Raw genomic sequence first — 22,450 nt, 5'->3', positions numbered from 1 at the left:
ATGGCAACGCGCTTCGCGATCGCAACGCTCGGATGCAAGGTCAATCAGTACGATTCGGCGATTATCGAGTCGCGCCTGAGTGCGCGCGGGATGGAACGCCGCGAGTTCAGCGAGCAAGCCGACGTCTATATCGTCAACACCTGCACGATCACCGATCGCGCGGACGCGGAGAGCCTGCGTATCGCACGGCGCGCGCGGCGGCTCAATCCGAATGCCCGCGTGATCATGACCGGATGCCTGGCGCAAGCGAGCCCCGACGTGCTCGCGAAAGCGCCGGAGGTTGATGCCGTGATCGGACTCGGGATGCTCGACGACCTCGAACGCGCAGCGGCTTCGGGAGCGGGCGAGCGTGTGATGGTCACGAATCTGCGCAAGGCGAAAGGGCCGATTGAACTGGCCGCGGTCACGCTGGACGGTCATACGCGTGCGTTTCTGAAATTGCAGGAGGGATGCGATCAATTCTGCACGTTCTGCATCGTGCCGTTTTCGCGCGGCGCCTCTCGGAGCGTCGAGCCGCGCCGGGTGATGGCGGCGCTCGACGATCTTTATGCACGCGGCTTCAAGGAAGTCGTTCTTGCCGGGGTTCATCTCGGCGGCTACGGCAGGGACCTCGAGCCGCGGGTCGATCTCGCGGATTTGCTCGAGATGATCGCCGAGCGATGCCCGCTCGAGCGGGTGCGGATAAGCTCGCTCGATCCCGAAGAATTGAGCGACCGTATCGTGGAAATAATCTCGAGCAGCGGAAAATTCTGCCCGCATCTGCATCTGCCGCTGCAGTCGGGCGACGACGAAACTTTGTCGCGGATGCGGCGGCGTTATCAGCGCGGCTATTTTCACGATCGCGTCGAGCGCGTTTTACGCGCGTGGCCCGATGCGGCGATTGGCACCGACCTGATTGTGGGCTTTCCCGGTGAGACAGGGGACCGTTTCGAGTCGTACTTCAATTTCGTCGAGTCGATGCCGATCGCGTATTTTCACGTGTTTCCGTATTCGGTCCGGGCCGGGACCACGGCGGCGAAGTTTTCCGGGATGGTGAAGCCGGCGGAGATCAAGCGGCGGGCCGGGCTGATGCGCGCACTGGGCGAGCGCAAGCGGGCAGAATTTGCCCGGCGATTCGTCGGAACAAAACTTAAGGTATTACTTGAAGAACGCGGGCCCAGCGGCGAGCTCCAGGGCTACAGCCGCAACTACCTGCGGGTATCGACGCAGGGGCCCGATGAACTGACAAATCGAGAAGTCGAGGTGGAGGCGGCAACCGTTGAAGGCGCGCAACTGGTTGGGAAGATTGTTCGGCCGTGGGCGGACGAGACCGCCTGCCTCCGGGCCTCCTGAAAGTCCCCGCACCAAACTCGAGCGCGTGCTCGGCTATTCGTTCGTGCGGGCGGATTTGCTGGAGACCGCGCTGACGCATCCGAGCGCTGCGGTCGGCAGCGACGTCCATTACGAGCGGCTGGAGTTCCTTGGCGACGCGGTGCTTGATCTTGCGATCGCAGACCTGCTGATGCGCAAGTTTCCGACCGCGAAGGAAGGCCCGCTGTCCAAGCAGCGCGCGTCGATCGTAAACGCGCGAACGCTGGCGCTCAAAGCGCAGGCGATTGAATTGAACGAAATGATCCGGCTGGGGAAAGGCGAAGAAAAAAGCGGCGGGCGCGAGAAGACCTCGATTCTTGCGGCCGCGTTTGAGGCGGTGATCGGCGCGATCTATACCGACGGCGGACTCACGCCTGCGCAGCAGGTGGTCGAGCGCCTGTTCACCGGCGATATCGGCGGACCGGCCGCGGAGCGCGATTACAAAACCGAATTGCAGGAAATCGCGTACCGGCAATTTCGCGCGCAGCCGGTGTACGAACTGATCGCGACGGAAGGGCCCGATCATGCCAGGCGCTTTACGACCCGAATCAGAATCGCGGGCCGCGATCTCGGCGTGGCCGAGGGCGGCAGCAAGAAGCAAAGCGAGCAGGCGGCGGCGCGCCTCGCGCTGGATCGAATAGAAGAGGAGCGCGGTGAGCGCCATGGGTGAGCATCGCGCCGGATTCGTGGCGGTCGCCGGCCGCACCAACGTCGGCAAATCGACGCTGGTGAACCGGCTGGTGGGGCACAAGGTCGCGATCGTCACACCGCGTCCGCAGACCACGCGGCGGCGAATTCTCGGTATCCGCAGCGACGCCGACGCGCAGATTTTACTGATCGACACGCCCGGACTTCATGAGGCGAAGAAGCAACTGAATCAGCGAATGGTGCAGGTGGCGCGGCGCGCGATCGCGGAGGGCGAAGTCATTGTGGCCGTGGTAGAGGCAGGCGATCATCTGAACCCCGGCGATCGCGCCGTGCTGGTTGACATCCGCGCGCTGGGCCGTCCGACGATCGTTGCGATCAACAAGGTCGATCGCGTCCCGCGCGCTCAACTGCTGCCGCTAATCGAGGAAATCAACCGCGGATTTCCCGGCGCCGAGATCGTCCCGGTCAGCGCACTGAGCGGCGAGAATATTGACGAGCTGTTGCTGACTGTGAAGCGGATGCTCCCGGTGAGCCCGGCGCTGATGCCGCCCGATGAGTACACCGATCAGAGCGAACGAATGATCGCGGAGGAAATCATCCGCGAGAAAATTTTTCTCAAGATGCGCCAGGAGATTCCGTTCTCGACCGCCGTCAGGGTCGAGAAGTTCGAAGAGGACGCGGAGCGCAAGCTCAAGAGGATCAGCGCGACGGTGGTTGTCGATCGCGAGTCGCACAAGGGCATGCTGATCGGCGCGGGCGGGCGCACGCTCAAGGAGATCGGCACGGCGGCGCGCCTCGAGCTCGAAGAAATTCTCGGCGCGCGCGTGTTTTTGGAAATCATCGTCAAAGTCGAGCGCGATTGGACGAGCGATCCGCGCAAGCTCGCGGAGTTCGGACTGTGACGAGCGCACGCGGAGGGCCGGGCGCGGAGGTGCGGCGGATTGCGGCCGAAGGTCTGCCGGCGGTGGTGCTGGTTGGCCGCGCGAACGCGGGCAAGTCCACGCTGTTCAATCGAATCACCAGGGGCGGGCGCGCGATTACCAGCGCGATTCCCGGCACTACGCGCGACCTCAATTTTGCCCGCGCGATCCACGGCGACCGCGAATTCGTCGCGGTCGATAGCGGCGGCCTGGAGCTTGGCGGGCATGAGCGGATGACCGAACGCATCGTCGGCGAGGCGCTGGCCGCGGTGGGGGTGGCCGATGTCGTGGTGTTCATCCTCGATGGCAAGGGCGGGCTGAGCGAGGCCGACGCTGAGGCGCTCGCGCTGGTACGCGAAACGGGATGCCCGCTGATCATGGCCGTCAACAAGATCGATCGGCCGGGACAGGAGGCCGAGGCGGCTGAATTCTACGCGCTCGGCGGCGAGGAGTTGTTTTTCATCTCGGCGGCGCACGGACGCGGAATCGACGAGCTTCTCGATCAAGTCGTCGCGCGGCTGCCCGAGCGCGAAGGCGCCGTGGCCGCATCCCCTGACTTGAGGCTTGCGCTTATCGGCCGCCCCAACGTGGGGAAGTCGTCGATCCTCAACCGGCTCTCGGGTTTCGAGCGCGCGATCGTGGACGACACCCCCGGCACGACGCGCGATCCGGTGGACGTACGGCTTTGCGCACAGGGCCGCGATGTACTGTTGATCGACACGGCAGGAATGCGCAGGCCGCCGCGCGTCGAAGGCGAGCTGGAGCATCATTCGGTGGGCCGGGCGATCGAAACGATCAGGCGCGCGAACGTTGTGCTGCTGGTGATCGACGCGAGCGAGGGAATCACCGACCAGGACGCGCGGCTGGCGCGATTGGTGGACAGCAGCGACCGCGCGATGGTGATCGTGTGCAACAAATGGGATGTCGCCGCGAAGCAGGGGCGCAAGGTGGCGGCATTCGTCCGCGACGCGCACGAGCGCTACCCGTTCCTCGACTATGCGACGATGGTGTTCACGTCCGCGGTCACCGGCGACGGCGTGGACGGGATCATCCCGGCTGCGACCCAGGCCGGAGATTCGTGGCGTGCGGTCTTTCAGACTTCGCGGCTGAATCGGACGCTGGCCGAGGCGACGGCCGCGATGGATCCGCCGCAGGTGGATAGGCGGCGATTGAACCTGATGTACGTGACGCAGGTCGGCAGCGCACCGCCGCGGCTTCGATTCTTCACCAACGTCGAACGCGGCATCCCGGCGCATTACATACGCTTCATCGAAACGCGATTTCGAAAGTCCCTGGGACTTGTCGGCACGCCGCTGCGGCTCGATTTTCGGCGCACCGGCCGCTCGTGGGTGCAAGGCAGTCCGCCGGGACGGCCGCGCGGCAAGCCTCGCAACCGGCCCGCGCCGCGCACCAAGCCCGCGCGCGCGTAGGGTTGCGGCTGTGGAGCATTGGCGCGATGGCGTTTCGTACGCCGCGCCGGGTCCGGTATATTTCAGTGTCAAGGCAATTCCCGTGATCTTTCAAGCAATGGTCGAGCGGATTCAGTGATCCTGATTCTCGATTTCGGCAGCCAGTACACGCAGCTGATCGCGCGCCGCGTGCGCGAAGCCAACGTGTATTGCGAAATCCATCCGTTCAACTTCGCGCCCGAAAAAATCCGCGCGATGAATCCGCGCGGGATAATTCTTTCCGGCGGACCGGCCAGTCTCTACGAGCAGAATGCGCCGGATATCGCCGACGAGGTGCTCAATCTTGGCTGTCCGGTGCTTGGGATCTGCTACGGCCTGTACGTGATCGCGCAGCATATGGGGGCGCGCAGCGTGGGCTCGCGACAGCGCGAATACGGACCCGCAACGCTGGTGATCGACGGCGACGACGTGCTGTTCGAAGGGCTCAGCGGGCGGGAGCATCGCGTCTGGATGAGTCACGGCGACCGGGTCGAGACGATTCCGGGCACGCTATGCGCGATCGCACACAGCGACAACTCGCCCTATGCGGCGTTCAAGACGCGCGCCGGGCGCATCCGCGGCATCCAGTTTCATCCCGAGGTCGTGCACACACCGTGCGGCACGCAGGTGCTCCGCAACTTCGTGCTGAAGATCTGCGGCGAGCGCGGCGATTGGACGATGGCGAATTTTGTCGAGACGAAACTCGCGGAGATTCGCAAGCAGGTCGGGCCGAGCGACAAGGTCCTGATGGGACTGTCGGGCGGCGTCGATTCTTCCGTGGCGGCCGCGCTGATACATCGCGCGATCGGCTCGCGGCTGCATTGCGTGTTCGTCGATACCGGCCTGCTGCGCGCGGGCGAGCGCGAGCGGATGGAGAATACGTTCGCGCGCCAGCTCGGGATCGGTCTCAAGGTTACAGATGCGTCCGATCTTTTTCTGTCGCGACTGGCGGGCGTGCTCGACCCCGAGCAAAAGCGGCGCATCATCGGACATACTTTCATCGACGTGTTTGAATCCGAGGAAGTCGTTCAGGGCGCGAAATTTCTCGGCCAGGGAACGCTCTACCCGGACGTGATCGAATCGGTCTCGTTCAAGGGACCGTCGGCGATGATCAAGAGCCATCATAACGTCGGCGGATTGCCGGAGCGGATGCGCCTGGAACTGGTCGAACCGTTGCGCGAGTTGTTCAAGGATGAAGTGCGAGAAGTGGGCCGGCGGCTGGGGCTGGCGGCGGAGGTCGTCGAGCGGGAACCGTTTCCCGGCCCCGGGCTTGCAGTGCGAATCGTCGGCGAGGTCACGCGCGAGCGGCTCGATCTGTTACGGCGCGCGGACGCGATCGTGATGGAAGAAACGGCGACGGCGGGCTTCGGACTCAAATTATGGCAGGCATTCGCCGTGCTGCTGCCGCTCAAGACCGTGGGCGTGATGGGCGACGGGCGCAGCTACGAAAGCGTGATTGCGATTCGCGCGGTCGAGTCGATGGACGGCATGACGGCGGATTGGGCGCGCCTGGATCCCGCGTTTCTTGCGCGCGTGTCCAGCCGTATCACCAACGAGGTCAAGGGCGTCAACCGCGTCGTTTACGACATCACGTCAAAGCCGCCCGCGACGATCGAGTGGGAGTGACAGGTGACGGTTCGCACGCGCTTCGCGCCGAGCCCGACCGGCTCGCTGCATATCGGTAACGTCCGCTCGGGGCTGTTCGCCTACCTCTACGCGCGGCACAACGGCGGGCAGTTCATCGTGCGCATCGACGACACCGATCGCGAACGATCGACGAAGCAGTCGCTCGACGAAATCCTCGCGGACCTGAAGTGGCTCGGGATGGAGTGGGACGAAGGTCCGCCCGATGAGGCATACTTTCAGACCAATCGAGTCGAGCGGCATCGTGAAGCGGCGCTTAGATTGCTGCGCGAGCGAAAGGCGTATCCGTGCTACTGCTCGGCGGAGGAACTCGACGCCAGGCGCAAGCAGGCCGAGCGCGAGCGTCGCAGGCCCGTTTACGATCGCAAATGCCGCGGGCTCGGCTTTCCAGCGGATCTGGCGCTGCCCGACAAATCCGCCGGACGCAACTATACGATCCGGTTCGCGATGCCGCTGGCTGGCGAGACGGTCGTCGATGATCTCGTGAAGGGCCGGATGGTCTTTCAGAACACCGAGCTCGACGACTTTATCATTGTTCGTTCGGACGGCTCGCCGATTTACAACTTCGCGAGCATTCTCGACGACGTGGACATGCGCATCACGCACATCGTTCGCGGCGACGACCACGTCTCGAATACCCCGCGCCAGATGCAGATGGCGTACGCGCTCGGGTTTACGCCGCCAGCCTTCGCACATTTGCCGCAAGTGCTGGGGCCCGACGGGTCTCCACTGTCAAAGCGCCACGGCGCGACTTCGGTGATCGCCTATCGCGAGAACGGCTATTTCCCGGAGGCGATGCTGAACTATCTGGCGCGCCTTGGATGGTCCCACGGCGACCAGGAAATTTTCTCCAAGGACGAACTGATCAGTTATTTTGGCTTCGAGGCCTGCGGAAAATCAGCCGGCGTATTCAACGCCGAGAAATTGCTCTGGCTCAATTTCCATTACCTGAAGGAGCGGCCGATCCCACGGCTGGCGGCTGAGATCAAGCCATTCATCGCCAGGCGCGGATGGCCGATTCCGGGCGACGACGCGTGGCTCGAAAAGGCGGTCGCAACCCTGCACGAGCGCGCCAAGACGCTCGTCGAGCTGGTGGACTTTGCGTCGTTCTACCTGAAGGACGAGATCGAGATCGATTCGAAAGCGGCGGCGAAATTCCTGAAGCCGGAAATCGCGGAACCAATCCGGGCGCTGGCTGCGGAGCTCGAATCGATCGAGGGCGAGGTCTCCGAGGCGTCGGTGCAGGCGGTTTTCGAATCGGTCCTCGCGCGATTCAACCTCAAGCTCGGGCAACTCGCGCAACCGGTCCGCGTCGCGCTCACCGGCGGCGCCGTCAGCCCCGGGATTTACGAGGTGATCGCGGTGCTCGGTAAACGCCGCACCGTCGATCGCCTGAACGCCGCCGTCCGCCTAATTGAGCAGCCTGCCTGAACCAACAGCGCGCCTGGTCACTGCGATCCGCTGCCCGGCACTTTCCCGCTGCTCATCCACATAGTACCTTTGTAGCATGAGTGTACTTGTGCCCTACGTAGTCGAGCAGACCGGCCGCGGCGAGCGTTCTTACGATATCTTTTCGAGATTGCTCAAGGACCGGATCGTGTTCCTGGGCGGGACCGTCACCGACGACGTTGCCAACCTGGTCACCGCGCAGCTCCTGTTCCTCGAGTCCGAGGATCCGGAGCGCGAAATAAACATGTACATCAACTCGCCGGGCGGATCGGTCACCGCCGGCCTGGCTATCTACGACACGATGCAATTCGTGAAGCCTCCTGTCTCGACGCTATGCGTGGGGCAGGCCGCCAGCATGGGATCTCTGCTGCTGGCCGCAGGAGCCAAGGGCAAAAGATACGCGCTGCCGCACTCGCGGATACTGATTCATCAGGTCTCCGGCGGGTTCGAGGGACAGGCGAGCGATATCGAGATTCACGCGCGCGAGGCGTTGCGTCTTCGCGAAATCCTCAACAACATCCTTGCTCATCATACCGGCCAAAATGCCAAGAAGGTCGAGAAGGATACCGACCGCGACAACTTCATGTCCGCGGCGCAGGCAGTCGAATACGGACTTATCGACGAAGTGATTTCCGGCCGGCCGCTCAAGGCCTCGCTCTAGCCGAGGCCCGGCCTGCGCTTGGCCATGGACGCGCAACATAACCTCGAAGGCCGGGCTGACCAAAAGATCGAACGGTTCCGAATTCGCGGGATGCATTGCGCGAATTGCGCGAGCATCATCGAAAACGCCGTCGCGCCGGTTCCCGGCGTCATCGACGCCCATGTAAATTTCGCCGCCGAAACGCTCACCGCGCGCGTCAGCGACAAACTTGCTGCCGGTGAAATCGAGGCGAGGGTCGCGGCCGCCGGCTATAGCGCGATCGCCGAGTCGAACAGCATTGGCGCGGGCGAATCCGCTCTCGATCGCCAGGATGCGCGCCGCAACCTGCAGTGGGTAGTCTGCACTGCGATTGGCACGGCAGTCGTCATGTATTTGCAGCATCGCGAGAGCAGCGCCGCGCGCATCGCGACGCTCGTCGCCGCCACGACACTGATGTTCACCGCCGGCCTGACCTTCTACCGCGGCGCATGGAGCGCCGCACGCAATCGCACCGCAAACATGGATACGCTGGTCGCGCTTGGCATCAGCGCCGCCTACTTCTACTCAATACTTACCACGTTTCCCGCTATCTTCTTCGCGGGTCCGCGATTCTTCGATACTGCCGCCGAGCTGATCCTTTTTATTCGCTTTGGCAAATTCCTCGAGGCGCGCGCTCGCGGCCGCGCGATGGCTGCGTTGCGATCCTTGCTGACCCTCGTCCCCGACGTTGCCACTGTGGTGCGCGACGGCAAGGAGCGCGTCGTGCCCGTTTCCGAGTTGGCCGTCGGCGACATCGTGCTGGTCAGGCCCGCTTCCAGAATTCCGGTTGACGGTGTGATCGTCACCGGCGCCAGCGCCATCGACGAGTCGATGCTTACGGGCGAGTCGATGCCGGCGGACAAGTCGGCGGGCGATGAGGTCTCCGGCGGCACGCTGAACACCGCCGCTGCGATTACGCGTCGGCGCGCGATTTGTGCCGGCGGTGATCGTGACCGCGGCGCTCACCTTTTCTGTGTGGATGTGGTTCGGCCCGAGTCTCGTGATGGCGTTGACTGCGATGACCGCCGTGTTGGTGATCGCATGCCCGTGCGCGATGGGATTGGCGACGCCGACTGCGCTTATGGTCGGTAGCGGGCTCGGCCTGCGCGCGGGGATTTTGTTCAAGCGGGCATCCGCCCTCGAACTGATCACGAGAATCCGGGTCATGCTGTTCGACAAAACCGGCACGCTGACGGTCGGCCGGCCGGAACTCGAGTCGGTCGTCGCGCTCGACGGCGACGAGAATAGTGCGCTGTCCTTTGCGGCGATCGCCGCCGCCGGATCGATTCATCCGCTGTCGCGAGCCGTCACCTCCAGCGCGCAAACGCGAAACCTCGCGCCGCAATTCACTCCCGACAACTCACGCGAGATACCGGGCCTGGGCGTTACAGCCGAGCATCACGGAAAACAGATCGCGCTTGGCAACGACCGGCTGATGACGCAGGCCGGCGCCGCTGTCGATTCTCGCGCCCGCGACGAGGCGGCTCGCATAGCAGCATCTGCGGCGACGCCGCTGTTTCTCGCGATCGATCGCAAGGTGACGGCGGTGCTTGCTTTCCGCGATCCGGTCAAGGCCGAGGCACGCGGCGCGATCGCGGCGCTGCATCGGATGGGCATCCGCACGGTGATGATTTCCGGCGACAACGCTGAAGTCGTAAAGACCGTCGCTGCTCGATTGGGAGTCGACGAGTTCCATGCGCAACTGATGCCGGCGGACAAGATTGCGCTCGTCAAGCGGTACCAGGACTCCGGCCTGTTCACCGCGATGGTCGGCGACGGAATCAACGACGCGCCCGCAATTGCCGCCGCGGACATCGGAATCGCGATCGGCTCCGGCACCGACGCCGCCAAGGAAACCGGCGACGTCGTGCTCACCCGCGACGACTTGTACGACATCGTCCGCGCACTCGTGCTCGGCCGCGTGACGCTGAACAAGGTGAAGCAAAATCTTTTCTGGGCGTTTTTCTACAACGCGCTCGGAATTCCGATCGCGGCCGGCGTTCTGTATCCGCGGTTTGGAATCATGCTGAATCCCGCCCTTGCCGGACTTGCGATGGCGCTGTCGAGCGTCAGCGTCGTCAGCAACGCGCTACTGCTCAATTTAACCGGCCCGCGAAAATTGCGGGCAGTGCGCGCCGAAATCGAAGCAGTGCCGGGCGCTGCTCCACCGAGTTCCTCGACTCCGCCACAAGCGCGCAGCGAGGTCCCTGAAAAGAAGGAGATCGCAATGGCAACGAAATTAAAATGCGAAAAATGCGGCTTCGAGACCGCGATGCCGACGCATTGCAATCGCCCGATGCACTCTGAACGCGTCGGCCACGAAACCAGGCTGGTGTGCTGGATGGGTCCCGACTGCGGTGTCGCCGATGTACCCAAGCATTGCGATGCGCCCATGCGCGACGCCGCCTAGCACATACACACGACCGCTTTCATCGGGCCCATCGGGCTGCGACTATGGGCAATTGGGTGGGCATCGAGCCAGCTTCCAGCCGGGAGGATACGAATGCCGAGCCGGGTTCATCAATTCTACGCGGTAGCTTTCGAGGAAAACTTTTCGCTCCGCCAGATAGCGCCCGCTTTTCCCGAGGCCAGGATATCGCCGCTCGAAATGTTCGTGCCGATCGAACCCGACGGCGGCCTCTACGTCTTTCCCTTCGGCGCCATCGTCTCGCACGACGTTCCGGTCGAACAGCGCGAACGCATATTCGCACGCCTCACCCGCGCCATGCCAAAACTCACCACCCGGATCATTCGCGAGGATTACTCCGTGCTGGAGGATCCTGCCGCGCCGATCGGAATTTCCGGCGGGATGCTGCGGGTCGACAAGCTCACTTCCCAACGCGCAGAAATCGTCGCGCTGACGGTCGCTCAGAGCGCGGCGATGGAATACTACGAGCGAATCGTGGACAGCCTCTTTGCGCGGACCGCACAGTTGGTCGATCGGATGGCGTCGCACGGCACCGTGCCGTATCGGATTACGCCCTTGCATCGCTTCATCGGCGAAGCGATTTCGTCGCGCACCGAAGTTCTCGCCGTGCTCCATCTGCTCGACAAGCCCGACGCTGCATGGGAAGACCCCGCGATGGACCTCATCTACGACGACCTGCGCGATGAATTCGATCTCGTCGATCGTTACGCTGCGCTGACCAGCAAGCTGCAAAGCATCCAGGACTCGCTGGTTCTGGTCCTGGACGTCGCCCGCGACCGCCGCCTGGTATTGCTCGAAGTCGTTGTCGCGCTGCTGATTTTGCTGGAAATAATCTTGGGCGTCATTCACTTCACGTAGTAGGCGTTTTCGCGGCCTCCGAATTCATATTGCCGAAACACTGGTCTGGTAGGTTCCTGGCCGCGCGAACTTTAGCCTCGCGCTGGTGCGACCCCATGCATCATCGGGGACATGTCATGTCATACGAAAAGGGAATCGACGCCGGACTCCTCCTACCCGGACAGTACGTCGATCTGGTCAGGCGAAATGAGATCATCGAGGGTGAACTGAAACTTTTGCTGGCCGTTCTGGAAGACGCGATTCGATGCTACCTGCGAAACGTGAACGCGAAGGACGGCGAGCGCCGCGGCGACTTCATCGAGGTCAGAAACTGGTTCGAAGCCGGGGGCGGTGCGGCCGTCGCCAGACGCGCGGATATTTTCAGCTTCGACAATCTTTGCGCTGCGCTTGGCATCGAGCCGCGTTGCCTGCTTGCGCGCCTGCAGATTCTCACAATCTCCGATCTGCCGTCGCGGCGTTTCCAGATGCGCCGCCATCGCCCGCTGTCGAGTCTGCAACATGCAAACGGCGCGCGTCAGCGCGGCCCGGCCCGCTCCCACGGCTCGTGACGCCGCGAAAAAAGCGTCGGTCCCCGTCAAACCGCCAGGAGTTGCCGTGTCGGCTACGATCTCACCAGACTAACTCTCGTTAGTCACGCCATCGCACCCAGTCCGGATGATGTTTGTGGATCCATTCCGGATGGTGGTCGAACCACCAACCGCGGTCGCGCCATACGTGATGCTCGTCCCAGTCGCCGTCGACGGCGCGCCACTGGGGGTACACCTTGACCCATTCGGGATGATGGTGCCAGACCCATGCGGGGTGGTGTTCGTGCCACCAGCGCGCGTCGTGCCATACGTGATGGTTGTCCCAATCACCGTAGTTGCGCGCATGTGAAACCGCCGGCGCAGCGGCGAAGACGGCTGTCAGTGCTGCGGCGGCGAATATGGTTCGAAGTTTCATTCCTGGTGCCTCCTGGATAGCCTCACGAGAATAATACGACGGATCGATAGTGGCAGTTTCAAGGCGGCCAGAAAATCGCCAAGGATCAGCAAGCTTCGGCCCGATTAGCCCCAATTCGTGGCTGCCTCGCAAAATCTACAGAATGAAGAACGCGAATGCGGTCAAGCTGCCGACGGCATACGAGTCGGTTGGTGGGCAGGGAGTGAATCGAACACTCGACACAAGGATTTTCAGTCCTTTGCTCTACCGACTGAGCTACCTGCCCACCGTGTTTGGTCACGTCCGCCGTGAAGCGAACCATCATTCGTACCGATGATTGCCGCGCCTTGCAACGGCCCATTCATCGCTTGAGGCCCGCCACCCGCGACTCGACGAAATCAATCACCCGGCCTTCCAGATTCACGCCGTCGAGCCTGTCGATCTCCTGCACTCCGGTCGGACTCGTCACATTCACCTCGGTCAGGTAGTCGCCGATGATGTCGAGCCCGACAAAGTACAGCCCGTCGCGCTCGAGGCGCGGCTTCAGCATCCGGCAGATATCGCGATCGCGCGCCGTGATCGGCGCCTTGACGCAAGTGCCGCCGACGTGGATGTTGCCGCGATGCTCGTCCTCGCGCGGCACCCGCAGCGTGCATCCTAGAGGTTCTCCGTCCAGCACGATCAGCCGCTTGTCGCCGTTGCGAGCCTCAGGGATATAGCGCTGCGCCATGATTGGACGCGACTCGTATTGCGTCACCGTCTCGAGAATCGCGCCGAGGTTGCGATCCCTGGTCGTGACGAGGAACACGCCTTCGCCGCCGTGTCCGTCCAGCGGCTTCACGATCATCTCGCCGCCCTGTTCGTCAAGAAAAGCCTTCAGGCGGGGAATTTCATAGGTGACGAGCGTCGGCGGAATCGCGTCGGGAAAATTCAGCGAGTAGAGCTTTTCGTTGGCTTCGCGAAGGCCGGCCGGATGGTTGATTACAAACGTGCGCCGGCTGTCGGCCAGGCTAAGCAGCATCGTGGCGTAGAGATAAGCCGCATCGGCGGGCGGATCCTTGCGCATGAAGATCGCATCGAAAGTCTCCAGCGGATACTCGGCGCCCTCGTCGAGGAACCGGTGATGAGGACTCCCGCGCGTCACCTCGCATTGCCGCGCCCGCGCGATCACATTCGGGCCGCGCGCGTAAAGGTCGCGAATCCCGAGGACATAGATTTCATGGCCGCGGAATTGCGCCTCGAGAATGAACACAAACGTCGTGTCCTTGTCGACCAGAACCCGTTCCAGCGGGTCCATGACGAACGCGAACTTGCGCGCCACCCTTTTATTCCGTTTCGGCATCTTCGCTTGACCCTTGCGCATCGTGAAGTAACCCCGCCGCTATGCTGACCGCGGCCACCGCCGCTGTCTCGCTCCTGAGGCGATTTGGCCCAAGTCCGGCCGCGACGAATCCGGCGTTCGCGGCTTTCGCGCGCTCCTCATCGTCGAAATCGCCCTCCGGTCCAACCGCTATCAATATCGCACGCGGACGCAAGCGTCGAATCACGCCGGCGAGCGGCTCGCCGCCCTTCGCACAGATTACGGCGAGCGTCCGGGGCGCCACGGCGCGAACCATGCCGTCAACGCCGATCGGCGATCGCACTTCCATCGCGGCCGGGGACTGGCTCTGCTTTGCGGCGGCGATCGCGAGCCTGCCCCATCGCGCCAGCCGATCCGCTCCCGGCAAACGGACCAATCCGCGCGCACAGACGATCGGCCATAGCTCCGATGCGCCCAACTCGGCCGCCTTCTCGACCACGAAATCCATTCGCGGGCCTTTGACGATTGCGGCGGCCAGAATGATTCGAGCTCGGGCGGGCGAAGGCGACTGCGATGACGATGATTCGACGCGAATTACGGCGCGGTCGCGTTCGTAGCGCTCGATTGTGCCCCGATGCTCGACGCCCGCAGGATCGAGCAACGACACGCGCGCATCGACGGCCAGCCGCAGGACCGTGCGCATGTGATGCAACTCCGCGCCCTCGACGTGCGCGAGGCGGGCCGCGTCCGGCGCGCGCGCGATCGAAAAACGCGGCGGCAACGAAACGCCCATCAGCGTGGCGCCCGCGCCATCACGGCCGTCGTCCATCCGCGATGCGTCTTGCGGCTGAGACATCGCAGCGGCGACCGATAGTGACCCAACACTTCGTCGGCCTCGTCGGCGAGAAAACCGCCAAGGATCAATCGTCCCCCGGGCGCGACGAGTCGCTTCAGATGCGGCGCGAGTTCGATCAATGTGTGGCTCAGAATATTCGCCGTGATCAGATCGAAGTGGCGATGAATCGAAGCGAGCGGCACCGATGAGAATCGGATCGATTTTTCCACGCGGTTCAGGCGCGCATTGGCACGCGCGTTTTCCAACGCCGTCGGATCGATATCGATTGCGATTATTTCGCGCTCGAAACCGTGGCGCTTGCCGAGCAGTGCCGCCGCGATCGCCAATACTCCCGAGCCCGTGCCGGCATCGAGCATCGACTTCGGCGCGCGCGCGCCTATCAGCGATTCGATCGCGCGCAGAGCGCCTGCCGTCGTGGGATGATGCCCGGTGCCGAAAGCCCGCGCGGGTTGGACGATAATGGTCATTCGGCCGCGCTCGTTCTCGCGCTTCCACGGCGGTACGATCAGCATTCGCCGCCCGACGCGAAACGGCCCAAACCGTTTCATCCAAAGCGTGGACCATCCCGGATCGACGATTCTCCTCACGCTGCCATCGCGAGCGCCGTGGCCGGTGCTGTCGCGCGCGGCGTCAGCCAGCATTCCGGCCTGCTCCATCATGAGTTTGAGCCGCAACAGCTCGGTCGTGGAGATCCGGTCGAAGTACGCTTCGAGCGCGACGGTTTTATCCTCGCGCGCCCGCGGCAACTTCATCCCGGCGACGGCGCATCCGATGGCGCCGCCCGCCACGAGGATTCCCGCGGCTTCATCCGCGAGGTGCGCGTGGGTGCGGAAGATCGCCCTGGTGTAACTTTGCCTGGATGCGGCTGCGCGTTGCATATTCCCCGGCCTTTGACTTTGGCCCGGGAATACCACGGTTACAATGGGGATTGCTCATGGGACGGTTTTTGGATGCCGACCGTTCTGCCTCTCTGCGAGGCGGCACGATGAGGTCCGATTCGCGCGAAGATTGTTGACAAGATGAAGCGGACGCGTTTGCGCCTGCGCTCGACGAACGCGTAAACTCGCATCATTATCAGACTTCAATTGTTCCAACGTGGTGGAGGCGGGCTGTGCTGAACATTGCCCATCGCGGGGCGAGCGGTACTTTTCCCGAGAACACGGTGTGCGCGTTTCGCGCCGCGATCGACGCGGGCGCGGACATGTGCGAGCTGGACGTTCAGCTCAGCCGCGACGGCGCGATAGTGGTGATTCATGATGATACCGTCGAGCGCACGACCGATGGCAAGGGCGAAGTCGCGGAGCTGACGCTCGAGGAGCTCAAGCGATTGGACGCGGGCGCGAAGTTCAAGGGCGGCCCGTTCAAGGGCGCGCGAATTCCCACGCTTGACGAAGTGTTCGCCGCCACGAGCGGCAAGTGCGGGCTCAATATCGAGCTCAAAGCGGCCGGCCTCGAGCATCAGGTCGCGCAGATTATGCAGGCGCGCAATGCACTGGGCGATAGCATCGTGTCGAGCTTCGAGTGGGAATATCTGAAAAAAATCCAGCAGCTGCATTTCAACATTCGCGTTGGTCTGCTTGCCGACGAGAAGCCGGTTGACCTGATGATGAACGCGGTTGCGATGCGCGCGCATGCAATCAATCCGCGCTGGGACATGGTGACATCCGATCTGTGCAAGGCGGCGCACGAGCGCGGCCTCAAGGTGTACACTTGGACGGTGGATGCGGACGTGCTAATGCGGGCGCTCATCGAATGCGGGGTTGACGGCATCATGACGAACTATCCCGAGCGGTTGAGGACGGTGGTGGGCGGCTGATGGGACGTTTCGGCGACGACAAGATCGAGGAAGTCCGTTCGCGCGCCGATATCGTCGAGATTGTCGGCGCGCACGTGCGTATCCGGCGGGCGGGGCGCAACTTCGTCGGGCTGTGTCCGTTCCACAATGAGAAGACGCCGTCGTTCTCGGTGAATGCCGAGCGCGGATTCTTTCATTGCTTTGGATGCGGCGCGGGCGGCAGCGTTTTCAATTTCATAATGCGCGTCGAGGGGTTGACGTTTCCCGAAGCGGTGCGTTCGCTCGCGCGCAAGTACGGCGTGACTTTACCCGAGCACGATCAATCCGGACCGGCGGCAGGCGAGCGCGAAGCGATGCTCAAAGCCGGCGAGGTCGCCGCCGAATTCTTCGCCCACGTGCTGTGGAACTCGACCGACGGAGCGCTCGCGCGCGACTACCTGAAATCGCGCGGCATCAGCGTCGAGACGGCGCGCGCGTTCATGATCGGATTTGCGCCGAACCGGCCGGCGTCGCTTGCCAAGGCGCTGGAACGGCGTGGACTGCGCGACGCGGGCGTGAAAGTCGGGCTGGTCAGGAAAGACGGCGATGGTGCGTACGACATGTTTCGCGCGCGCGTTATGTTCCCGATTCGCGACGCGCAGGGGCGGGTGCTCGCATTCGGCGGCCGCGTGCTCGATGCGCGCTTGCCCAAGTACATCAACTCGCCCGAATCGCCGCTGTACTCGAAAGCGCGAACTCTGTACGGACTGTTCGAAGCGCGCCAGGCGATTTCGTTTTCGTTGAATGCGCCGGCGGGAAAAGACCGCGCGATTATCGTCGAGGGTTACTTCGACGTGATTGCGCTGTGGCAGGCCGGGTTTAAGGAAGCGGTGGCGGGATGCGGCACGGCGCTGACGGTCGAGCAGTTGCGCGCGCTTAGCCGATACACGAAAAATGTAATCGCGTGCTTCGACGGCGACGCGGCGGGGCGCAAAGCCTCGATGCGGGCGCTGGAGATTTTTTTGCAGGCGGGGCTGCTGGGCCGGGGGATTTTTATTCCGACGGGTTTCGATCCCGACACGTTCATTCGCGAGCGCGGCGCGGCCGCATTCGCGGAGTTGGCGGACAAATCCGAGTTGCTGGTCGATTATTTTCTCAGCGAACAGGCCGGCGAGGCGCGCGGATCGATCGCCGAGCGGGCGCGGGCGGCGCAGCGCGTCGCCGAGATGCTCAAGCTGGTCGGTGATCCGTTTCAGTTCGATTTGCTGGCGCGTAAGGCCGCCGACCTGCTCTCGATCGGCGAGGAAGTCCTGCGCAAAGAGGCGCGCGGTCCGCAATCACGACCGACGCCGTCGCGGTTTTCGCGCGCGGGGGTCGCGGCTGGCGCCGAGAACCGGCCCGCCACGCCGGGCGGCGGTGACGCCGGCTCGAAGGCCGAGATCGGACTTGTCGCGATTGCGCTGTTGCATCCGGAACTGCGCGCCGAGATTGCACAGTCGGGCGCGACGGCGAATTTCGAGGAGGTCCGCCTGGGCGGCGTGCTCGCCGACCTGTGCCGGACCGACGAAGCATATACCGCCCTCGAACAATGGACCGCGGAGCGGCTGTCGGCCGAGGAGCAAAGCCGAATCAGCGAGTTTGCGGTCGGTCCGCTGACCGATGACATCGGCGACGACACTCAGAAAAATCCCAATGACCTGGAAAAATGCCGGGCGCTTGTCAACGACTACGTCGTCGCGCTCGATCGGCGCCGCCGTGCGCGCGAACTGGGGCGACTGCGCCAGAGCGCAGCCGAAGTGTCGGCGCGCGAGTCCGAACCTGGCGAGGCGGCGGCGGCTGCGCAGGCCGTGATCGCACACAGACGCGAGGGCCGCGGCGCGTGACCGGACGCGTGTACATGAGTTGAACGAATGTTCCGACCGTCAGCCCTTAAGTCTTCTGCCCGAACTTGCTACCATCAGGGCAGCCTGATGCATTTCAGAGGGCCCATAGCTCAGCCAGGTTCAGAGCTGCCGGCTCATAACCGGCTGGTCCCAGGTTCAAATCCTGGTGGGCCCATACCATTCGTTTCCGTTTTCCGCGGCGCCGCCCGACGGCTTTTGTCACCGTATGACGATGTCGAACAAAAACTTTGCGCAACGCGCACAACCTGACGGAGGGAAGAATTGCGTGAAGAGATAAACCGGCTGATGGACCTCCAGGTCATCGACCGGCAATTGCAAGAGTTGGAGCAATCGCTGACGTCGATTGCCGGGCGAGTTGACCAACTTCGCGATGAGACCCAGAGCAACCGGGCCGAACTCGAACGCCTGACCGAACAAGACAAGGAACTGACCGCGGCCCGAAAAAAGGCTGAGCGTGAACTGGCCGAGGGCGAAGTCAGAATCCGCAACAAGCGGATGCGATTGACGCTGGTGCGCAACGACAAGGAATTGCAGGCGCTGACCCACGAGATCGAGTCGTTGAAGGAGACCAATCAGCGGCTCGAAAGCGAGATGCTCACGTCGATGGAAGGCGCGGACGCGCGGACCGCGCGAATCAAGGATCTCACCGAAGCGATCACAAAGGGACGCACCGATCTGGCGGCGGCGGAAAAGGAAATCGCGGCGGAAGTCGAAGAGCTCAAGAGCAACATCAGCAAGCATCGCAAGTCACGCGAGAAGGTCGCCGAGCATGTCGATGCGAATCTGCTCGCGCGCTACCAGATGATTTTCAGCCGGCGCGCGGGCGTCGCGGTTGCGCTGGCGAAGGGCGGAACCTGCCAGGGATGCAGGATGCGGCTGCCGCCACAGTTGTACAACGAGATCCAGAAGCATCTGCAGATACATTTCTGCCCGAACTGCCAGCGCGTTTTGTACTACGAGGACGCGGCAGAGAAACCGAGCTCGTAGCAGGCCCCCTCAGCCGCGGCGCCCTGCCTTGGGCGCGGCAGGTCTCGGACCAGCAGAAGGCATTACGCTAAGATTCTGCGCATCATGCGGCTCGTCGGTCGAATCGCTTTTTTCTCGATTGCCGCGGCAGTGTTAGCAACGGAGCGAGTCGAGTTGCGCGCGCAACCTGCTGTTCCGGATTCGCGGGCCGCATCGTCGAGTCCCGAAGCTGCTGCGGCATTGAAGCCCGGGACGATTATCGGCGCGGACAATATCGACCAGTACTTGCGCTATGTTCCTTCGGCAGCCAAGTTTGCCGTCGCGCATGGCTTTCGCATGCGAATTATCCCCGATCGCCGCGTCGAATGGTCCCAGGGCTTTCAGCACGCGACCGAAAAATACGCCGCGCAAGTCACGCTCGACAACGACGATTACATCAAGAACTATGTCGCTGGCATGCCGTTTCCTCTGATCGACGCAATCGACCCGAAGGCTGCGGTGAAGATCGCCTACAACTGGCATATGGGACCGTTCATGCCGGACGATTTTTCGATTGCGCCATGGCGCAGCAACGGCTACGCCGCCGATCCCGCCAACGCTCTGAAAATAGTTCCGAACAGCGATTCCGACTACGGCTGCGAGCAGTTCGAGTTCCTGCGCTTTGCCCATCGCACCGACGTCGATCCACGCCCGACGATCGGCGGCAATGCGATGGGCTTCGAGTGGAAGGCGAGATGCAATCGATGGATGAGCGATCTCACCGGCACCCCGAGCGAAGGCGCCGGCATCTGGGTGCGTTATCTCGACCCGAAGCATCCCGACGAGTTTTTCTCGTTCAGTGAAACGTCGCGCCGCGTGCGGCGTATCGCTGTGAATCTGGACTATCCCAATGAAGGCTGCCGCGGATGCCATCAGCCGTTTTGGGCCTATGCGCTGCCCAAGACCGAGAACTATCTGTATCGCTTGCTCGGCAGCACGGCACTGCTGGGTTGTTTGGCGGCCGATCAAGAGCCGGCGGGATTCAAGACCGGCGGCGAAGGATTGACGCTTGGCGAGGAACCGTTCGCAGTTCGCCACGCATACATTCTCGAGATGCGGCCGCGATTCCCCGATGAAGCGTCGGCGGGACTGCGCACTATCATCTATATCGACAGCGAGGTGTACGTTTGGCTGGCCGCGGAATTTTACGACTCGGGCGGTCTGACTGCGACGGCGATGCCGCTGTGGCGAATGCGGCCGTCGTCAGAGGGCGGAAGTCTGTTCGATCTCGCGGGCAGCTTTTATCATCCCCAGAACCGCGGATCGTTCTTCCGCTCGCTCGTTCCCGCGCACATTGAATTCAAGCAGGCAATCAACAACGGCAGTGTCGGGGAAGGCGCGTTCAATCCGCAAATGATGCGCTGAAGCCCTGATCTTTCGCGGGCGCGGCGGTTTTCCCCACTAGATTCGAATGCTGAGGCGCGGCTTGCCGGGGCTTCGGCTACCAGCGTAGTGTCCGCATTGACAGGATAGGGTTGCCGTCCCAGGCGTTTTTTTTCGTTTCGATTGCTTCAATACCGACTAACCAGCCCCACGGGAGGATTTTATGAGTGAAATTACCGGAGCAGAGCTTCTTCTACGATGTCTCGTCGGCGAGGGAGTCAGGTTCGTGTTTGGAATTCCCTGTCCGGAAGTCGACCCGCTGCTCGCCAAGTTGGAGCAGTACGAAGTGCGATTCGTCCCCGTTCGCCACGAGGCCGCTGCCGTCCACATGGCGGAAGGGCTATACAAGACGACCGGCCAGGTGGCGGCGGTGCTTGGCAACCCCGGTCCCGGGTCTGCGAATCTGATCCCCGGCGTGATCACGGCGCGGCACGAGGGCGTACCCGTTGTCGTTATCACCGCGCAGCACCGCCTGGGGATCGTTTATCCGTCGTCACCCTCAACGTTCCAGGGTCAGGATCAGCTCGAAGTCTTCAAGCCCGTGGTCAAATGGAGCGGTCCGATTCTGTCGTGGGAGCGCATCCCGGAAGTGATGAGGATTGCCTTTCGCGAAATGTGGATCGGGAGGCCGGGACCGATTCATATCGAGATACCGGCGCCCGTGATGTACGCGATGGGTGACGACGCAAAGGTCCGGCTGCTGAGGCCGGATGAGTACCGAGCGGCCGGTCCGCGGCCCTCGGAAGCTCAGCTCGAGGAGGCGGCGCGGATGCTCGCCGGCGCCAAGCGGCCGATTGTGATCTCGGGCGCCGGAGTCGATCGCGCCGGAGCGAACGAAGCGATCCTGGCGGTCGTCGAGCTGCTCAACTGTCCCGTCATCGGTACGATAGCCGGGCGGTCATCGGTGCCGCTCGATCATCCGAACTTCCTCAACGGCTACGGCCCTGGTGCGGACCTCGCGCGCCGCGAGTCAGACGTCATCCTGGTCGTGGGCTCGAGGATGGGCAACCTTGACATTCCTTACGACAAGTACTGGGGCGATCCCGCCAATAAGAAGCTCATCCAGGTGGATATCGATCAGCGCAACATGGGCGTCACGCGGCCGCTTGCGCTCGGGATCGTTTCCGACGCGAAAAGCGCGCTCGAGGGCTTGTTGCGCATGCTCAAGACGGAGCGAGCCCGGCCCAAGGGCGGGGAGGACACGCAGCGCTATCGAGAGGTTGCCCGCAAATGGTGGGAGGAGCGATTCGCACCGGTCGCCGCCTGGCGCGGACCCGGAATCCATCCGGCGCTCGCGATGCAAACAATCGGCAAGGTCTTCGGCTCGGACAGCATCTATGTCGCCGACGGCGGCAACACTTCGTTGTGGGCAGCCTGGTTTCTGCCATCGACCAAGCCGCGGTCGTACCTGAACATTCTTGAACTAGGCATGCTCGGCACGGGAATCCCTTCTGCCATTGGAGCGAAGCTTGGCAACCCGGCGCGCGAGGTGGTGTGCGTGAGCGGCGACGGAGCTGCGGGGTTCAACTTCATGGAGATGCAATCGGCTGCGCGCGAAGGCCTGAAGGTCAGGACCGTCGTGTTCGCCGAAGGTTCATGGACGATGGAGGAGCCGAATGAACGGATGCTCTACGGTCGGACGTTCGGCACCGAGATGGGGACAGTGCGATGGGACCGGGTCGCCGAGGGCCTGGGCTGCCAAGCGTTTTACGTCGATCGCATGGAAGACCTCGAAGCGGCGCTGAAGGGCGCGAAGGGATCGGACGGACCGGCAGTGGTTTGCCTGAAGACCAATCGCGACGCCAACCTCGCGATCCCTATGGAACTCGGCCTTCGCTTCGCCGAGGTGTACCAAGGTCCGATGGGATGATGCTTGAGGCCGA

20 protein-coding genes and 2 tRNA genes are annotated in these 22,450 nt (G+C 63.0%); 17 read left to right on the top strand and 5 right to left on the bottom strand.

The features are described 5' to 3' along the window. The 11 genes from mtaB (at nucleotide 1) to ABR989_RS13370 (ending at nucleotide 11,972) form a co-directional block, all read left to right on the top strand. Nucleotides 1-1,332 carry a tRNA (N(6)-L-threonylcarbamoyladenosine(37)-C(2))-methylthiotransferase MtaB gene (mtaB, locus tag ABR989_RS13420; protein ID WP_428129408.1) on the top strand — a complete coding sequence of 444 codons (1,332 nt, stop codon included), beginning with the start codon at nucleotides 1-3 and terminating at the stop codon, nucleotides 1,330-1,332. A 25-nt stretch (nucleotides 1,333-1,357) separates the two neighbouring features. After that, nucleotides 1,358-2,020, top strand: coding sequence for a ribonuclease III (gene rnc / locus ABR989_RS13415; RefSeq protein ID WP_428129405.1), 663 nt, complete (start codon nucleotides 1,358-1,360; stop codon nucleotides 2,018-2,020). After that, nucleotides 2,013-2,900, top strand: a complete 888-nt coding sequence (era, locus tag ABR989_RS13410; protein ID WP_428129537.1) for a GTPase Era — start codon at nucleotides 2,013-2,015, stop codon at nucleotides 2,898-2,900. Before rnc ends, era begins: the two co-directional genes overlap by 8 nt. Then, nucleotides 2,897-4,348, top strand: a complete 1,452-nt coding sequence (der, locus tag ABR989_RS13405; RefSeq protein ID WP_428129403.1) for a ribosome biogenesis GTPase Der — start codon at nucleotides 2,897-2,899, stop codon at nucleotides 4,346-4,348. The genes era and der overlap by 4 nt, the downstream gene beginning before the upstream one ends. Before the next feature lie 114 nt (nucleotides 4,349-4,462). Then, nucleotides 4,463-5,992, top strand: a complete 1,530-nt coding sequence (gene guaA, locus ABR989_RS13400) for a glutamine-hydrolyzing GMP synthase (RefSeq protein WP_428129400.1) — start codon at nucleotides 4,463-4,465, stop codon at nucleotides 5,990-5,992. A gap of 3 nt (nucleotides 5,993-5,995) precedes the next feature. Further along, nucleotides 5,996-7,441 carry a glutamate--tRNA ligase gene (gene gltX / locus ABR989_RS13395; protein ID WP_428129397.1) on the top strand — a complete coding sequence of 482 codons (1,446 nt, stop codon included), beginning with the start codon at nucleotides 5,996-5,998 and terminating at the stop codon, nucleotides 7,439-7,441. A 76-nt stretch (nucleotides 7,442-7,517) separates the two neighbouring features. Continuing rightward, nucleotides 7,518-8,120 carry an ATP-dependent Clp endopeptidase proteolytic subunit ClpP gene (gene clpP, locus ABR989_RS13390; protein WP_428129394.1) on the top strand — a complete coding sequence of 201 codons (603 nt, stop codon included), beginning with the start codon at nucleotides 7,518-7,520 and terminating at the stop codon, nucleotides 8,118-8,120. Between the two features lie 24 nt (nucleotides 8,121-8,144). Then, on the top strand, nucleotides 8,145-9,230 hold the full coding sequence (locus tag ABR989_RS13385; RefSeq protein WP_428129391.1) for a P-type ATPase actuator domain-containing protein: 1,086 nt from the start codon (nucleotides 8,145-8,147) through the stop codon (nucleotides 9,228-9,230). Further along, nucleotides 9,112-10,548 carry a heavy metal translocating P-type ATPase gene (locus ABR989_RS13380; RefSeq protein WP_428129535.1) on the top strand — a complete coding sequence of 479 codons (1,437 nt, stop codon included), beginning with the start codon at nucleotides 9,112-9,114 and terminating at the stop codon, nucleotides 10,546-10,548. The genes ABR989_RS13385 and ABR989_RS13380 overlap by 119 nt, the downstream gene beginning before the upstream one ends. Before the next feature lie 93 nt (nucleotides 10,549-10,641). Beyond that, entirely contained in the window at nucleotides 10,642-11,424 is a 783-nt protein-coding gene (locus tag ABR989_RS13375; protein ID WP_428129388.1) for an RMD1 family protein, read from the top strand. A gap of 116 nt (nucleotides 11,425-11,540) precedes the next feature. Beyond that, on the top strand, nucleotides 11,541-11,972 hold the full coding sequence (locus ABR989_RS13370) for a hypothetical protein (protein WP_428129386.1): 432 nt from the start codon (nucleotides 11,541-11,543) through the stop codon (nucleotides 11,970-11,972). 79 nt (nucleotides 11,973-12,051) lie between these two features. Here the strand turns inward: ABR989_RS13370 and ABR989_RS13365 are convergent, their stop codons facing one another. The 5 genes from ABR989_RS13365 to ABR989_RS13345 form a co-directional block, all read right to left on the bottom strand. Further along, nucleotides 12,052-12,366 carry a hypothetical protein gene (locus ABR989_RS13365; protein ID WP_428129384.1) on the bottom strand — a complete coding sequence of 105 codons (315 nt, stop codon included), beginning with the start codon at nucleotides 12,364-12,366 and terminating at the stop codon, nucleotides 12,052-12,054. A 189-nt stretch (nucleotides 12,367-12,555) separates the two neighbouring features. Further along, nucleotides 12,556-12,631, bottom strand: a tRNA-Phe gene (locus tag ABR989_RS13360). Between the two features lie 75 nt (nucleotides 12,632-12,706). Next, nucleotides 12,707-13,687 carry a glutathione synthase gene (gshB, locus tag ABR989_RS13355; protein ID WP_428129381.1) on the bottom strand — a complete coding sequence of 327 codons (981 nt, stop codon included), beginning with the start codon at nucleotides 13,685-13,687 and terminating at the stop codon, nucleotides 12,707-12,709. Further along, nucleotides 13,671-14,474 (bottom strand): RsmE family RNA methyltransferase, encoded by an 804-nt coding sequence (locus ABR989_RS13350; RefSeq protein ID WP_428129379.1) that lies wholly within the window; start codon nucleotides 14,472-14,474, stop codon nucleotides 13,671-13,673. The genes gshB and ABR989_RS13350 overlap by 17 nt, the downstream gene beginning before the upstream one ends. After that, nucleotides 14,438-15,379, bottom strand: coding sequence for a 50S ribosomal protein L11 methyltransferase (locus tag ABR989_RS13345; RefSeq protein ID WP_428129376.1), 942 nt, complete (start codon nucleotides 15,377-15,379; stop codon nucleotides 14,438-14,440). Before ABR989_RS13345 ends, ABR989_RS13350 begins: the two co-directional genes overlap by 37 nt. A 233-nt stretch (nucleotides 15,380-15,612) precedes the next feature. On the opposite strand from ABR989_RS13345, the gene ABR989_RS13340 reads away from it, so the two are divergent. The 6 genes from ABR989_RS13340 (at nucleotide 15,613) to ABR989_RS13315 (ending at nucleotide 22,437) form a co-directional block, all read left to right on the top strand. Beyond that, nucleotides 15,613-16,317: a glycerophosphodiester phosphodiesterase gene (locus ABR989_RS13340; protein ID WP_428129374.1), complete on the top strand. Its 705-nt coding sequence runs from the start codon at nucleotides 15,613-15,615 to the stop codon at nucleotides 16,315-16,317. After that, nucleotides 16,317-18,158: a DNA primase gene (gene dnaG / locus ABR989_RS13335; protein ID WP_428129371.1), complete on the top strand. Its 1,842-nt coding sequence runs from the start codon at nucleotides 16,317-16,319 to the stop codon at nucleotides 18,156-18,158. The genes ABR989_RS13340 and dnaG overlap by 1 nt, the downstream gene beginning before the upstream one ends. 99 nt (nucleotides 18,159-18,257) lie before the next feature. Then, nucleotides 18,258-18,333, top strand: a tRNA-Ile gene (locus ABR989_RS13330). A gap of 107 nt (nucleotides 18,334-18,440) precedes the next feature. Further along, nucleotides 18,441-19,166, top strand: a complete 726-nt coding sequence (locus ABR989_RS13325; RefSeq protein ID WP_428129368.1) for a zinc ribbon domain-containing protein — start codon at nucleotides 18,441-18,443, stop codon at nucleotides 19,164-19,166. An 84-nt stretch (nucleotides 19,167-19,250) separates the two neighbouring features. Continuing rightward, nucleotides 19,251-20,549, top strand: a complete 1,299-nt coding sequence (locus ABR989_RS13320; RefSeq protein WP_428129365.1) for a DUF1329 domain-containing protein — start codon at nucleotides 19,251-19,253, stop codon at nucleotides 20,547-20,549. 181 nt (nucleotides 20,550-20,730) lie between these two features. Next, nucleotides 20,731-22,437: a thiamine pyrophosphate-binding protein gene (locus ABR989_RS13315; RefSeq protein WP_428129363.1), complete on the top strand. Its 1,707-nt coding sequence runs from the start codon at nucleotides 20,731-20,733 to the stop codon at nucleotides 22,435-22,437. The last annotated feature ends 13 nt before the right edge of the window (nucleotides 22,438-22,450 follow it).

This window comes from Binatus soli (SeqCode) (assembly GCF_050015535.1).
GTDB lineage: Bacteria > Desulfobacterota > Binatia > Binatales > Binataceae > Binatus > Binatus soli.
The sequence above is the reverse complement of the archived record's forward strand: the minus strand, read 5'-3'. Positions and strand labels throughout refer to the sequence as shown.

Bases quoted from the DNA above. Each gene is read 5' to 3' on its own strand.
- ABR989_RS13350 (WP_428129379.1), bottom strand. From the start codon at position 14,474: ATGGACGACGGCCGTGATGGCGCGGGCGCCACGCTGATGGGCGTTTCG.
- ABR989_RS13370 (WP_428129386.1), top strand. From the start codon at position 11,541: ATGTCATACGAAAAGGGAATCGACGCCGGACTCCTCCTACCCGGACAG.
- ABR989_RS13345 (WP_428129376.1), bottom strand. From the start codon at position 15,379: ATGCAACGCGCAGCCGCATCCAGGCAAAGTTACACCAGGGCGATCTTC.
- clpP (WP_428129394.1), top strand. From the start codon at position 7,518: ATGAGTGTACTTGTGCCCTACGTAGTCGAGCAGACCGGCCGCGGCGAG.
- ABR989_RS13315 (WP_428129363.1), top strand. From the start codon at position 20,731: ATGAGTGAAATTACCGGAGCAGAGCTTCTTCTACGATGTCTCGTCGGC.
- ABR989_RS13375 (WP_428129388.1), top strand. From the start codon at position 10,642: ATGCCGAGCCGGGTTCATCAATTCTACGCGGTAGCTTTCGAGGAAAAC.
- era (WP_428129537.1), top strand. From the start codon at position 2,013: ATGGGTGAGCATCGCGCCGGATTCGTGGCGGTCGCCGGCCGCACCAAC.
- mtaB (WP_428129408.1), top strand. From the start codon at position 1: ATGGCAACGCGCTTCGCGATCGCAACGCTCGGATGCAAGGTCAATCAG.
- dnaG (WP_428129371.1), top strand. From the start codon at position 16,317: ATGGGACGTTTCGGCGACGACAAGATCGAGGAAGTCCGTTCGCGCGCC.
- ABR989_RS13385 (WP_428129391.1), top strand. From the start codon at position 8,145: ATGGACGCGCAACATAACCTCGAAGGCCGGGCTGACCAAAAGATCGAA.
- gshB (WP_428129381.1), bottom strand. From the start codon at position 13,687: ATGCCGAAACGGAATAAAAGGGTGGCGCGCAAGTTCGCGTTCGTCATG.
- ABR989_RS13320 (WP_428129365.1), top strand. From the start codon at position 19,251: ATGCGGCTCGTCGGTCGAATCGCTTTTTTCTCGATTGCCGCGGCAGTG.
- ABR989_RS13365 (WP_428129384.1), bottom strand. From the start codon at position 12,366: ATGAAACTTCGAACCATATTCGCCGCCGCAGCACTGACAGCCGTCTTC.